The following is a 12,750-nucleotide window of genomic DNA, read 5'->3' on the forward strand; positions in this document are numbered from 1 at the left end:
CGGTGGCCGGGCGCGGCCTCTGTGCCGCGCAGACGGGGAAGGGCAGGCTGTCGCAAGATATCCGCGAGCGAAGCGAGCGGTTCCCCCGGAATCGCCGCATCGCGGCGATTCCGGCCTTTTTTCATGAACGTTTTTCAAGGAGCTCTCCCGCAGCGCGCTCGGAGAGCGCGCGAGGAAGAGCGACGCAGAAAAAGGTTCAGTAGAACTCTCTGACCAGGTCCATCGCGCCCTCGGGGGCGCCGTCGGGAATCTCGGCCATCGAGCCCTCGACGCCTTCGCGCTCCTCGAAGGGAACCGAGTTCTCGTCCTGGTAGAGGACGCCCATGTACTCCTTGTCGCCTTCCAGAATCTTGTCCTTGGCCTGCTCGCGGTCGTGTCGGTCGTGGTCCGTCTCGTCTAAGTCTTCGATGGTGTCCCGGAAGTAGTCGTAGGTGTCGACGTCGTTGAACGTCACGCACGGACTGTAGACGTTGACGAAGCCGAAGCCGTCGTGTTCGATGGCCTCCTGGACGATTTCGGCGTGGCGCTGGGAGTTCGAGGAGAACGTCTGTGCGATGAAGGTCGCGCCGGAGGCAAGCGCCAGCGCCTTGGGGTTGACCGGCGGCTGGTTCGGCCCGTCGGGCGTCGTCGCCGTCTCGAAGTCCTCCCGGGAGGTCGGGGAGGCCTGGCCCTTGGTGAGGCCGTAGATGCGGTTGTCCATGACGACGTAGCTCATGTCGACGTTGCGCCGGCAGGCGTGGATGAAGTGGCCGGCACCGATGGAGTAGCCGTCACCGTCGCCACCGGAGACCATCACTTCGAGGTCGGGGTTGGCCATCTTGACGCCGATACCCACCGGCAGGGCGCGGCCGTGGACGCCGTGCAGGGCGTAACTGTGCATGTACGTCCCGATTTTGCCCGAACAGCCGATACCGGCGACGATAAACGTGTTGTCGGGGTCGTTGCCGGTCTCGGCCAGGGCTTTCATCATGCCGTTCATCGTCCCGAAGTCGCCGCAGCCGGGACACCACGTCGGTTGCTTGTCGGACTTGAAGTCCGTGAATCGAATGTCTGAGCTCATTCTGCTTGCACCTCCTGTGTGCCGGTCTCGCCGGCGATTGTCGCTTTCACTTCCGCGGCCAGCTCGTCGGCGTCGAACCGGACGCCGGTGTACTTGTTGATGCGTTCGACCCGTTCTAAGACGTCGTGTTCGATGACGTCCGCGAACTGGCCGGTGGCGTTACACTCGACGACGATGGTCGTCTCGGCGGCCTGCACTTCCTCGGTCAGGTCCGGCCGCGGGAAAATATAGGGCACAGAGATGAAGCGCACGTCGATACCGTCCTCGGAGAGGAACTCCATCCCCTCTCGCATGGCACCCTCGTTCGAGCCCCACGAGATGACGAGCGTATCGGCGTCGGGGTCGCCGAACTCGCGGTAGTCGAACTTCTCCTGTTCCTTTGCGGTCTCGACTTTCCGGTTTCGCTTGTCGACCTGTTCGACGCGGACCTCCGTGTCCTCGGTCCGGCGGCCGAGTTCGTCGTGTTCGAGGCCGGTCGTCATGTGGGCGCCGTCGGTCGTGCCAGGGAACGCCCGCGGGGAGACGCCGTCGGCGGCGGGGAAGTGCGCCTGGAAGCGGCCCTTCTCGTCGAGCCACGCGTCGATGTCGTCCTCGTCGACGACCTTCCCGCGGTCTATCTCGACCTCGTCCATATCGAAGGTGTCGGGCGAGAACGTCTGTTCGGTGACGGCCATCGCCAGGTCCGAGACGAGGAAGACCGGCGTCTGGTACTTCTCGGCGAGGTTGAACGCCTCGATAGTCTTCCAGAAACACTCCGAGATGGTAGTCGGCGCGACGACGAAGCGGGGAATCTCGCCGTGACCGCCGTACAGCGTCATGTTGAGGTCGCCCTGTTCCTGTTTGGTGGGCATCCCGGTCGATGGACCGGAGCGCATCACGTCACAGATGACCAGCGGCGTCTCGCTGGTGGCCACGAGTCCGAACGTCTCGGTCATCAGGTCGATACCCGGCCCGGAGGTGGCGGTCATCGAGCGCGCGCCGGCCCGCGCCGCGCCAAGCGCCATGTTGATGGCCGACAGCTCGTCTTCGGCCTGGACGACCTTGCCGCCGAACTGGTCGATACGCCCGGTCAGGTATTCCATCACGTCCGTCGCCGGTGTGATGGGGTAGCCGGCGTAGAACCGGCAGCCGGCGGCGATAGCGCCCATCCCGATGGCCTCGTCGCCGTTGAGCAGGACGTAGTCCTCGTCGGTGGTCTCGACGTCGTAGGGGAAGTCGTGGTCGAACTCCTCGCGGACGTACTCCTGGCCCATGCGGGCGGCCTTTTTGTTGTTCTCGACGATGGCCTCGCCCTTATCACCAAAGCGCTTCTGGAGACTCTCGTCGAGGTTCTCGATGGGGAAGTTCGTCACTTCACAGGCCGCGCCCAGCGCGACGACGTTGAGCATGATGGCGCCGCCGGCGTCCTCGGCGAGCCGTTTCAGGGGGACTTCCAGGGCGGTCGCACCGTGGGGCACCTCGACGTCCTGCATCGTCGAGCGCTCGCCGTCGTAGATGACGACGCTGTCCTCGTGTAGTTCGTCCTCGTTCTCGTGGACGGTGCGCTCGGTCAGCGCGATGAGGATGTCCAGCCGGTCGACCACGCTCTCGACGCGGTCGACAGACGTTCGAATCTTGGAGGCGGTGTAGCCGCCGCGTATCCTGGAGGCGAAGTCCTTGGAGGTGAAGACGTGTCGACCCGCCCGGGAGAGAGCCTGCGCGAAGATTTTCCCGGTAGAGTCGATTCCATCGCCGGCTTCGCCGCCGATGGCCCAGTTGAGGTCGTCTGGCATACTACCACACGAGTAGCCTGTGGTCGGTGAAAAGGCTTCTGTGTGCGGGCGCGCGCGTGCTACCGCCTCGGAGCGCCGACGACCGAAATTCCCTTGTCTCCGTGTTCCAACGGCCATGATATGGACGAACGTTCACTCACTGTGGCCGCTGTTCGGACAGTCGGCCCCGACGCCGTCGCTATCGACGTCGAGACCCCCGACGAGTTTACCGCCCAGCCCGGCCAGTTCGTCAAGCTCACGCTCTCCGTCGACGGCAAGGACGAATCTCGCTTCTACACCATCTCCTCGCCCGACGTCGACGGCGAGTTCGAGATGACGGTGGGCATCGACCCCGACGGCGAGGTCGCGCCCCATCTGGCCGACCTCGAGGCCGGTGATACGGTCCGTATCGAGGGGCCCTTCGGCTCGGACTACTACGAGGGCGAATCGAAGGCGGTGCTGCTGGCCGGTGGCCCCGGCATCGGCCCGGCCATCGGCATCGCCGAGCGCGCCGTCGCCGACGGTAACGACGCCGCTGTCGTCTACCAGGACGACGCGCCAATCCACGAGGACCGCCTCGACGCGCTCCGGGAGCAGGGCGTGCTCGTCCACGTGCTGGACGGCGACGCCGACCTGACCGACGCGGTGGCCGAGGCCGCGAGCGCGGGCGGCCAGGTGTTCATCTACGGCTTCGCCGACTTCCTCGACGACGCGACCGCGGCGCTGGAGGCTGCCGGTGTAGACACCGAAGACGCCAAAGTCGAGAACTTCGGCTAGGACGACTTCTTCCGCCGACCGGCACCGACCAGCCGCTCGCGCAGGGTGCGGTCGGTCTCCCGTTCGGCGAGTAACACCGTGGCCTCGACGTCGTCGACGACGTTCAGGTGCAGCGAGTCGGTGACCAGCCGCGAGAGGATGCCCTGTTCGGTCGCGCCGAGCATTATCATAGTGTGGTCGGCGGCCTCTCGTTCGATGGCCGCCTCGACGTCGCCCGAATCGTCGACGATTTGGGTCGCGTCCCCGAGGTCGTGGCCGTCTGCCCACTCGGCGAGGAAGGCCTCGCCCTCGTCGCGTTCGCCGCTATCGACGACGTGTAACAGCGATATCTCGGAGTCGACGACCTCGCGGAGCCCACGCGCGAGTTCGGCGCTCAGGTCGGAGGCGGGGCCACCGGCCGTCGGGACGAGGATGCGCGAGGCGTCGCCGCCGCGGTTCTTGACGACGAGGAAGTCGGTGGGGAGCTGGTTCGTGAGCTCGGCCAGCGGCTGCTCGGCGCGGGCGCTGGCCCACAGCCCGTCTTCCTCCCAGTTCATCAGCACGAGATCGGGACGGGTCCGCGTCGCTCGGTCGAACACCACCTCGAAGGACCGATGTGTGACGATGGTCGACGTCTCGAATGTTACGTCGTACTGCTCTGCCAGGCGTGTAATATCGCCGAACTGGTCCGAGGACCCCTCGACGATTCGGTCCCGCTGTTCCCGGTCGGCGACAGCGCTGCTCTGTTCGGGCGCCTGGACGACGTGAGCGACGTGGACGGTCCCCTTCTCACGGGCGCTCGCGAGCGCACACGCCAGTTCGACCAGCTCAGACTCGGTGCGTGGGTTCGCGATCGGGACCAGGATGCGGTACGACTCCGGGTCTCGAACGAAATCCTCGACGGTGTCGACGAGCGGAACGTACGAGCGGCCGGCGAGGTTGCCCAGCAACCACTCGCGGACGCTGAGTCGCCGGACGTGTTCGAAGCGGGCCGTCGCGAGCCGTTTCTCGGTCGTCTGGTAGTAGTTGACGATGGTGACCAGCACGACACCGCCGACGGTATTGCCCAGCATGACGGGAATCACGAAGTCGGTCATCGCCAGCAGGAGCCCCAGGTCACCGACGAGCATCAGATACACCGCCTCGGTGAAGGAGACGACCACGTGGAAGAGGTTCGCGAGCGGGATACAGAGGAAGGCCAGATAGACGACCACCAGCCGCGTGATGGTGTCGCGGGCCGCGAAGTTCATCCAGACGACACCGGCGACGATGAGCCCCGCGAACGCGCCCTTGAAGAACAGTTCCGTGTTGGACGTCTCGTAGACTCCCTTGGTGGCCAGGTCTGCCGCGACGGTCGCGGCCTCGGGGCTGAACACACCGCCGTAGGCGAGTACGATAGCCCCGATAGCCCCACCGGCAAAGTTACCCGCGGCGACGATGCCCCAGTGGCGCAACAGGGCCGGAATCGACGCCAACCGCTCCAGGGTGAGCGCGACCGGCGGGAGCGTGTTCTCGGTGTAGAGCTGGTAGCCGCCGATGATGATGTAGATGAACCCGATGGGGTAGAGCAGCGCCGCGAGGATGCTACTGTCGGTCTTCGGATACATCGAGGCGTAGACGAGCAGCGTGATGGTAATCGCGAACCCGCCGGCCAGCGCGCTGAAGAACAGCTCGCGGGCGCCCGACGTTATCTCGTGGTCGGCGTCGGCGACGATACGCTGGAAGACCTCGTCGGAGGAGAACTTATCGGGCACGACCTCGCCCGTGACGGGGACCTCTCCGTCCCCAGCCTCGTCGCCTGCAGGACCCGGCGGACCGTGTGAATCAACCATTATCGGCTCATTATCCAGCGGGGGCAAGAAGCTTGGTTTTTCCACCGATACCGCCGGAAACGCCGACGGTCACTCCGGGGTCGTCTCGAGCGGCTCGACCACCACGGTCGAGATGCGGGCGCCGTCGACAGTTCCGACCTCGACGCGGTAGCCGTCGGCCTCGACGCCGTCGCCCGGCGCCGGTATCTCGCCCAGCCGCGCGAGCACCAGCCCGCCGATGGTCTCGACGCCGTCGCTCTCGAAGGTCGCGCCCAGCTCCTCGTTGACGAGCGACAGCGGGACGCTCCCGTCGATGTCGTACCGCCCGCCACCCAGCTCTCGGACCGAGTGCTCGCGCTCGTCGACGTCGAACCCGTCTCGCAGGTCGCCGACGACGGCCTCGACGACGTCCTCGATGGTGACGATACCCTCGAAGGCGCCCCACTCGTCGATGACCGCCGCCATCTGCTGGTGCTCCTCGCGGAACTGCAAGAGGATGTCGTCGGCGGTTGCAGTCTCGGGGATCATGAGTAGGCTGCGGGACAGCTCCGCTGCCGTGCTCTCCCCATCCGTCTCTATGGCGCGCAACACGTCCTTGACGTCGATGAAGCCGACGACCTCGTCCTGGTCGTCAGTACCGACGACCGGGTAGCGAGTGTGGCCGGCGTCGAGTGTCGTCTCGCGAATCTCGGCCAGCGAGGCGTCGGCCGGGATGGTCACCACGTCGGGTCGCGGGACCATCACCGTCCGGACGGTGGTGTCGTCGAGGTCGAAGACGCGCTCTATCATCTCGACCTCCGCAGTGTCGACGTTACCCTGCTCGCTGGAGCGGGCCAGCACGCGGCGTATCTCCCGCTCTTCTAAGGTCTCCTCGGTTTCGGAGGCCGGCGGGATACCGATGAGTCGGGTAAAGGCGTTGGCGGTCCCGTTGAACACGACCAGGCCGGGGTAGAACATGTAGTAGAACAGCTTCATCGGCGGCGCGACCAGCAGGGAGAGCCGTTCGGCCTCGGCGATGGCGATGGTCTTGGGCGCGAGTTCGCCAAAGACCACGTGGAGGAACGTGATGAAGCTGAAGCCGATCGCAAAGGCGACCAGATGGAGCAGATTCGCCGGCAGGAGCGGACCCAGCACCGGCTCGATGAGCGAGGCGACGGCGGGCTCACCGGCCCACCCGAGCCCCAGCGAGGCCAGCGTGATACCGAGCTGGGTGACCGCCAGGTAGTCGTCGAGGTTGGCCATCACGTCCTGTAGCGTCTCCGCGCCGGCTTTCCCCTCCTCGGCCAGCTGTTCGACGGACGTCGAGCGCACCCTGACGAACGCGAACTCCGTCGCGACGAAGAAGCCGTTCAACACGACCAGTACGAGCGCGATGAGGAGCCGTCCGAGTGCGAACGCGATATCTACCATCGGTGCCTCCGGGACCCCCACAGCCGATGCCGGCGTCGAGTCATACCCGGACGTGTCGACGAGGGAACTTAAACGGTGGCAGATGGGACTGTGTGTCGTCGCCGGGTGGATGTCGGCCGTTTTTATCGGTCGAGCGCCTACAGACGCTCAATGTACACCGACGAGCAGTTCGACTACGACGTAGCGGTCGTCGGCGGTGGCCCCGCCGGATTGACGAGCGCCCTGTACACCACCCGTCTGGGAATGGACACCGTCGTCGTCAACCGCGGCGGCGGCCGGGCGGCGATGATGACAGACACGCACAACGTCATCGGCGTCACGGAAGACGTGAGCGGCAACGAGTTCCTGCAGACGGCCCGCGAACAGGTCGAGGACTACGGCGGGACCTACAAACGGGGGTTCGTGGAGTCGGTCGAACCGCTCGAAGACGACGACGGCTTCGACGTGACGACCGACGACGGCGACCTCACCGTCAAGCGCGTGGTACTGGCGACGGGCTTTGCCGACGAGCGGCCGGACCCGCCGCTGCCCCGCACCGGGAAGGGGCTGCACTGGTGTCTGCACTGTGACGCGTTCATGTTCGTCGGCGAGCCCGTCTTCGTGATGGGGACCGGTGACTCCGCCGCCTACGTCGCGATGATCATGCTGAACTACACCGACGACGTGGACATCCTGACTCGCGGCCAGGAACCCGAGTGGAGCGAGGAGACCCAGACGATGCTCGACAACCACCCGGTCGAGGTCGTCGACACCGAGCTGTCGGGCAAGCGCACCGACGAGAACGGCTGGCTGAAAGCCTACGAGTTCGAGGACGGGTCGGTCCGGGAGTACAGGGGTGGGTTCCCGATGCTCGGCTCGGACTACCACGCCGAACTCGCCGACGAACTCGGCCTCGAGTGCAACGACGACGGGACCGTCGCCGTCGACGACCACGGCGAGACGAGCGTCACAGGCGTGTACGCGGTCGGCGACCTGACGCCGGGCCACAACCAGATTCCAGTCGCGATGGGCGAGGGCGCCGACGCCGGCATCGCCATCCACAAAGACCTCCGGAAGTACCCGCGCTCGGCCGACGACATCGAGACCGAGGGCGCGGTCGAGGACGTGGAGGTGCCCGCCGTCTCGCCGGCGCTGTTCGCCACCGCGCTCGGCCACGAGGGCCATGCAGCTGGTCCGCGGTCAATCGACGATGACGAGGCGGAAGCCGCCGCGGACGACGACTGAGGACCCGAGGCGGCAATCCGTCCGCTGCCTCAGTCGGGCTTTGGAGGCAGTACAGCGACCATCATATGTCTCACAAGAACCGGTGCGTCGGTGGTATCCCAGCGTCCTGATAGCACGACAGCAGGAAGGTTATCAGCCGAGAGAACTTGCAGGAAAAGATTATATTTCTTAGATGTAGTGGCATCTACATGGCAGCACCGACCCGTGACGCGTGGCGGTCAGGCGCCGAAAACGCGCTGACGAACTCCGTTCGCGAGTTCCTGCGGTACGTTCCGAGCGGAGACACCATCCCGGACGAAACCTGGCGGAGCCGACACCGGAAGATACTGTTGTGGCTGTTCGCGCATCTCCCCTTGCTGCTCGCGCTCGGGCTCTACGAGGGGGCCGAGACGCTGGTCACCGGGGCGACAATCCCCGCGACGCCGCTCGAGCGAATCGCGCTCAACCTCGGCCTCATCACCGTCCTTGGGCTGCTGGCGCTGTCGCCGCGGTTCAGCCGGCGAGCCAGGACCGCCCTCGCCTCTGCGGGCGTGACCGTCTCCTCGACGACGCTCGTGTTCTTCTCCGGCGGATACATCGAGGCGCACTTTCACTTCTTCCTCGCGCTCGTCATTCTGGCGGTGTACGAGGACTGGCTCCCCTTTGGGGTCGGATTCGTCGGTGTCGCCATCTCCCACGTCGTGTTCGGTCTCATCGATGCGAGTCGCGTGTACAACCACGCGGCCGCGATGGAGAACCCGATGGTGTGGGGCGTCATCCACGCCCTGTTCGTCGTCGGTATCGCGGTGGGCCTGATGGCACAGTGGTACTCGACTGAACGGTCCCGCGAACAGGTCAGCCAGCAACTGGCGGAAGTCGACACCAAACGCGCTGAAATCGACGACCTCGAGGCCCAGCAGGGCGCTCTCGAGGAGGCGAAGGCGGCGGCCGAGACGGCACAGACCGAGGCCGAAGCGAAACAGCGGCAGGTCAGGGAGCTAAACGAGAGACTCGAGGCGACGGCCGACGCCTACAGCGAGTCTATTGCACGGGCCGCTGACGGTGATCTGACCGTCCGACTCGATACGTCGGTCGACAGCGAGGCGATGGGCCAGGTCGCCGAGTCGTTCAACCAGATGGCCAACGAGACGGAAGCGGCGATGGCGGAGATACAGGCCTTCGCCAGCGAGGTGACCGAGGCAAGCGAGGAAGCCGACATCGGTATCAGCGAGGTCGCCGACGCGAGCGAGGGCGTCAGCGAGTCGACCCAGCGAATCGCGGAGGGGGCCGACGAACAGCAGGAGAAACTCGATACCGTCACCGGAGAGATGACGGACCTCTCGGCGACCGTCGAGGAGGTAGCCGCCTCCGCCGAGAGCGTGGCCCAGACCTCCGGTGAGACCGCACAGGTGGCCGAGTCTAGCGAGCAGACGGCCCAGCGGACGGCCGACGACGTCCGAGAGGTCAAAACGGCACTGGACGAGACCGTCGAGAACATCCAGAGCGTGGACGACCGGATGGGGGAAATCGGCGACATCGTCGGGCTCATCGGCGACATCGCGGAGCAGACGAACATGCTGGCGCTGAACGCGAACATCGAGGCCGCCCGCGCGGGCGAGGCGGGGTCTGGCTTTGCCGTCGTGGCCGACGAGGTCAAGACACTCGCCGAGGAGACGCAGGTCTCCGCCGGCGAGATAGAGCGACTCATCACCGAGACACAGACCGAGACCGGCACGACCGTCGCAGCGGCGGAGGCCGCAGACGAGAAGATGGCCGAGGGCGTCCAGGCGGTCGAGTCGGTCGCCGAGGCGTTCGCGACCGTCTGGCAGAACGCGGCGGAGGCCGACGCCGGTATCCAGGAGATAAGCGACGCGACCGACGAGCAGGCCGCGACGGCCGAAGAGGTCGTCTCGATGACGGCCGACGCCGCCGATATCGGGCGCGAGACCACCGAGGAGACGGCCTCGGTGTCGGCGGCCGCCGAGGAGCAGGCCGCGTCGGTGGGCCAGATCAGCGGGAACACGATCGCACTCATCGAGCAGGCCGAACGGCTCCAGGAACTGCTCTCGCAGTTCGACGTCTCCCAGGCCACTGGAGCCAGCCACGACGCCGGGACGGCGGTGTACACCGACTGACCGCCGGTCGACAAAACCTATTATCGCGGCCCGCTAACTACAGGTATGCGCGAGGCAAGTCGCACGACGCGCCAGCGCATCGCCGACCGCTTGCGCGATGAGCCCATGGCCGCGGGCAGTATAGCCAACGACTTCGAGATTCCGACCAGCACCGCGCTCACACACGTCGAACACATCGCGAAGTCACTCGACGCGACCGACGAGCAGCTGCTCGTCGCGCCGCCCGAATGCAACCAGTGTGGCTTCACCGACTTCGACGACCTGACGAACCGACCGAGCCGGTGTCCCGAGTGCAAAGCCGAAAGCGTCGCGGAACCGGCCTATCGAATCGGCTAGAGCCCATCGCCCGCTCAGAACGCCTCGACGTGGGGCCCCAGGTCCAGTTCCAGCGTCCACGCCGAGCGGTCCTACTCGACGAGCATCCAGTAGGCGTCGGCGATGGCGTCGGGGTCGAGTAGCCCGCGACTCAGTTGAGTTGCACCAGGTCTGCGCGGATGAACTCCTCGTTACAGCAGTCACAGAAGTAGCCGCCGTGTTCCAGAACGATGGGGTTGTTGTCGCAGTCGGGGCAGACCGCTGACCGTGTTCGTTTTTCACGAGTCATGGTACCAAGTAGCACATATTCTGTCATAACTGTGTCTGTTACTTACTCGTACCCCGGTTACCAGCAGTCAACTTACCGCGAGCGCAGATGCGGACCGACCGCTGTTACTGGCCCGAAAAGCCGATACGGCTTCCCGAGGAGAGATCGTGGTCGCCCGAGGAGCCCTGGTTCTCGAACTCGTAGCGGTCGTCGGTCAGGTAGACCGCGCCGTCCTCGACGGTGGTCTCGACCTCTTCTAGCACTGCGCCTTCACAGGGGCCGAACGTACACGACCCCGAATCGCGGTCGAAGGTCGCGCCGTGTTTCTCACACACCAGTTCGTCTTCGCGTACTGTCGCACCGCTGCCCTTGTCGAGGCGCACGTCCGTCCAGTGGGGACAGTAGTTCTCGAAGGCGACGACGCCGTCGGCGAGCGCCACGAGAATCGCTTCCGAGGTGTCGAACCCGTCACGGACGGTAAAGAGGAAGCTCCCGTCTTCCGGGACGTCATCGACGGCCGCGATACGGCTGTCCTCGTCCATCTGTGGCGGCGATACGGTTCTGGGCGGTTTCAACTCCCGGGTGGTGTCAGCTTTTGCGGCCAACCGTTTTCCACACGGCACGCGAACACCCTGTATGGGCGGCCTCCTGGTCTACGGCTCCTACGGCTATACGGGTACTCTCATCGCACAAGCGGCTGTCGAGCGAGGGCTGGAACCGGTGCTTGCGGGACGCGAGCGGCGGACACTGGAGTCACAGGCCGCCCGACTGGACTGCGAGTTCGAGGTGGTCTCGCTGGACGACCCCAGGGTACTCGATATGGTTCTCGACGACGCGGCGGCCGTGCTCAACTGCGCCGGCCCGTTCGCGCGGACCTGGGAGCCGATGGTCGAGTCCTGTCTACGCACCGGGACCCACTATCTCGACATCACCGGCGAGCTCACCGTCTTCGAGGCCATCCACGAGCAGGACGACCGGGCCGCCGACGCGGGCGTCATGCTGCTACCCGGCGTCGGTTTCGACGTGGTGCCGACGGACTGTCTGGCCGCCCACCTCGCCGAGCGCCTGCCCGACGCTGACCGGCTCGAACTGGCCTTCCGCGCCGAGAACGGCGTCTCCCGCGGGACGGCCAAGACGATGGTCGAGCACCTCGACGGCGGCGGCGCGGTCCGCCGCGACGGACGCATCGAGGACGTGCCGGTCGCTCACGAGCGTCGTACCGTGGACTTTGGCTGGGGGCTAGAGAGCCAGCACGTCGCCGCGATTCCGTGGGGCGACGTGTCGACGGCCTCCCACACCACCGGTATCCCGAACGTCACGACCTACATGGCGATGCCGGAGCGTGCCGTCAGGATGCAACGGATGGCCGGCCTCGTCGCGCCGCTGCTCTCGCTGCCGCCGGTCCGGACCGGCCTCCAGTGGCTCATCGAGCAGACCACCGAGGGGCCGGATGCCGACGAACGAGCGAGCGGGGCGAGTTACGTCTGGGGCGAGGTCCAAAACGAGAAGGGAGACCGGGCGGTCTCGCGACTGCGGGGCCCCCAGACCTACGCCCTGACCGTCGAGACGGCGCTGGCGACGGCCCGGCGGACGCTCGAAGGTGACGCGCCCGCAGGCTATCAGACGCCAGCCGGCGCCTACGGCCCGGACCTGATTCTGGACGTCGAGGGCGTCGAGCGCGAGGATGTGGTCGGACCCGTCCTCGACGAACCGGAGTGATATTCTTCATATTCTTGTGATTTTAGACACTATAGATTGAATATCAACTAATTTTCTGAGTTTTATAAGCTCATTCACATGCTTATTTATAGAATGGTCGTAAGATGTGATACATGGGTGCCGAAACTTCCGAGGCCAAGTGCAGGAACTGTGGATATACGGACGACTGTGACGACGTAACTGGGAACTCGGGCTACAAGTGCGATTACTGTGGTGGGAGCAACTGGAACACGACGGACTGTGACTGATACAGAGAGGTACCGACCGCTCGACAGCGGGCCCCGTGGAGAGCCCGACACTGGCTTCCGAACGGCCGCACATA

11 protein-coding genes and 1 pseudogene are annotated in these 12,750 nt (G+C 65.5%); 5 read left to right on the forward strand and 7 right to left on the reverse strand.

Features of this window, described 5'->3' with window-relative positions; all coding sequences use genetic code 11:
- Positions 1-196: 196 nt before the first annotated feature.
- Together P1K32_RS03215 and P1K32_RS03220 are read right to left on the reverse strand one after the other, a co-directional pair.
- Complete coding sequence (locus P1K32_RS03215) at positions 197-1,060, reverse strand: 2-oxoacid:ferredoxin oxidoreductase subunit beta (RefSeq protein WP_220586872.1); 864 nt, start codon at positions 1,058-1,060, stop codon at positions 197-199.
- On the reverse strand, positions 1,057-2,832 hold the full coding sequence (locus P1K32_RS03220; RefSeq protein WP_276251282.1) for a 2-oxoacid:acceptor oxidoreductase subunit alpha: 1,776 nt from the start codon (positions 2,830-2,832) through the stop codon (positions 1,057-1,059). Before P1K32_RS03220 ends, P1K32_RS03215 begins: the two co-directional genes overlap by 4 nt.
- A gap of 120 nt (positions 2,833-2,952) precedes the next feature.
- Here P1K32_RS03220 and P1K32_RS03225 point away from each other — a divergent pair, with 120 nt between their 5' ends.
- Positions 2,953-3,588, forward strand: coding sequence for an FAD-dependent oxidoreductase (locus P1K32_RS03225; RefSeq protein ID WP_276251283.1), 636 nt, complete (start codon positions 2,953-2,955; stop codon positions 3,586-3,588).
- Here P1K32_RS03225 and P1K32_RS03230 read toward each other — a convergent pair.
- Together P1K32_RS03230 and P1K32_RS03235 are read right to left on the reverse strand one after the other, a co-directional pair.
- A complete protein-coding gene (locus P1K32_RS03230; protein ID WP_276251284.1) occupies positions 3,585-5,399 on the reverse strand; it encodes a formate/nitrite transporter family protein in 1,815 nt (604 codons plus the stop codon). The two genes, P1K32_RS03225 and P1K32_RS03230, sit on opposite strands and share 4 nt — an antisense overlap.
- Before the next feature lie 69 nt (positions 5,400-5,468).
- On the reverse strand, positions 5,469-6,788 hold the full coding sequence (locus P1K32_RS03235) for a hemolysin family protein (RefSeq protein ID WP_276251285.1): 1,320 nt from the start codon (positions 6,786-6,788) through the stop codon (positions 5,469-5,471).
- Between the two features lie 150 nt (positions 6,789-6,938).
- On the opposite strand from P1K32_RS03235, the gene P1K32_RS03240 reads away from it, so the two are divergent.
- The 3 genes from P1K32_RS03240 (at position 6,939) to P1K32_RS03250 (ending at position 10,462) form a co-directional block, all read left to right on the forward strand.
- On the forward strand, positions 6,939-8,012 hold the full coding sequence (locus P1K32_RS03240) for an NAD(P)/FAD-dependent oxidoreductase (protein WP_276251286.1): 1,074 nt from the start codon (positions 6,939-6,941) through the stop codon (positions 8,010-8,012).
- Positions 8,013-8,200: 188 nt separating this feature from the next.
- A complete protein-coding gene (locus P1K32_RS03245; protein WP_276251287.1) occupies positions 8,201-10,126 on the forward strand; it encodes a methyl-accepting chemotaxis protein in 1,926 nt (641 codons plus the stop codon).
- Between the two features lie 45 nt (positions 10,127-10,171).
- A complete protein-coding gene (locus P1K32_RS03250; protein WP_262176086.1) occupies positions 10,172-10,462 on the forward strand; it encodes a transcriptional regulator in 291 nt (96 codons plus the stop codon).
- Between the two features lie 14 nt (positions 10,463-10,476).
- Here the strand turns inward: P1K32_RS03250 and P1K32_RS17750 are convergent.
- From P1K32_RS17750 to P1K32_RS03260, 3 genes and pseudogenes are all read right to left on the reverse strand, one after another.
- Positions 10,477-10,581: pseudogene (locus P1K32_RS17750) on the reverse strand (short-chain dehydrogenase); the annotation flags it as partial.
- An 11-nt stretch (positions 10,582-10,592) separates the two neighbouring features.
- Positions 10,593-10,730: a hypothetical protein gene (locus P1K32_RS03255; RefSeq protein WP_276251288.1), complete on the reverse strand. Its 138-nt coding sequence runs from the start codon at positions 10,728-10,730 to the stop codon at positions 10,593-10,595.
- 104 nt (positions 10,731-10,834) lie between these two features.
- A complete protein-coding gene (locus P1K32_RS03260) occupies positions 10,835-11,251 on the reverse strand; it encodes a Rieske (2Fe-2S) protein (protein ID WP_276251289.1) in 417 nt (138 codons plus the stop codon).
- 94 nt (positions 11,252-11,345) lie between these two features.
- On the opposite strand from P1K32_RS03260, the gene P1K32_RS03265 reads away from it, so the two are divergent.
- The gene (locus P1K32_RS03265) at positions 11,346-12,428 is read left to right on the forward strand and encodes a saccharopine dehydrogenase family protein (protein WP_276251290.1); all 1,083 of its coding nucleotides are present in this window, start codon (positions 11,346-11,348) and stop codon (positions 12,426-12,428) included.
- Positions 12,429-12,750 lie beyond the last annotated feature (322 nt).

Source organism: Haloarcula rara, from assembly GCF_029338235.1.
In the GTDB taxonomy this organism is placed as follows: Archaea; Halobacteriota; Halobacteria; order Halobacteriales; family Haloarculaceae; genus Haloarcula; species Haloarcula rara.

What these genes read in the sequence shown, in the direction of transcription:
- P1K32_RS03215 (WP_220586872.1), bottom strand. Translation starts at nt 1,060, where the DNA reads ATGAGCTCAGACATTCGATTCACGGACTTCAAGTCCGACAAGCAACCG.
- P1K32_RS03220 (WP_276251282.1), bottom strand. Translation starts at nt 2,832, where the DNA reads ATGCCAGACGACCTCAACTGGGCCATCGGCGGCGAAGCCGGCGATGGA.
- P1K32_RS03225 (WP_276251283.1), top strand. Translation starts at nt 2,953, where the DNA reads ATGGACGAACGTTCACTCACTGTGGCCGCTGTTCGGACAGTCGGCCCC.
- P1K32_RS03230 (WP_276251284.1), bottom strand. Translation starts at nt 5,399, where the DNA reads ATGGTTGATTCACACGGTCCGCCGGGTCCTGCAGGCGACGAGGCTGGG.
- P1K32_RS03235 (WP_276251285.1), bottom strand. Translation starts at nt 6,788, where the DNA reads ATGGTAGATATCGCGTTCGCACTCGGACGGCTCCTCATCGCGCTCGTA.
- P1K32_RS03240 (WP_276251286.1), top strand. Translation starts at nt 6,939, where the DNA reads ATGTACACCGACGAGCAGTTCGACTACGACGTAGCGGTCGTCGGCGGT.
- P1K32_RS03245 (WP_276251287.1), top strand. Translation starts at nt 8,201, where the DNA reads ATGGCAGCACCGACCCGTGACGCGTGGCGGTCAGGCGCCGAAAACGCG.
- P1K32_RS03250 (WP_262176086.1), top strand. Translation starts at nt 10,172, where the DNA reads ATGCGCGAGGCAAGTCGCACGACGCGCCAGCGCATCGCCGACCGCTTG.
- P1K32_RS03255 (WP_276251288.1), bottom strand. Translation starts at nt 10,730, where the DNA reads ATGACTCGTGAAAAACGAACACGGTCAGCGGTCTGCCCCGACTGCGAC.
- P1K32_RS03260 (WP_276251289.1), bottom strand. Translation starts at nt 11,251, where the DNA reads ATGGACGAGGACAGCCGTATCGCGGCCGTCGATGACGTCCCGGAAGAC.
- P1K32_RS03265 (WP_276251290.1), top strand. Translation starts at nt 11,346, where the DNA reads ATGGGCGGCCTCCTGGTCTACGGCTCCTACGGCTATACGGGTACTCTC.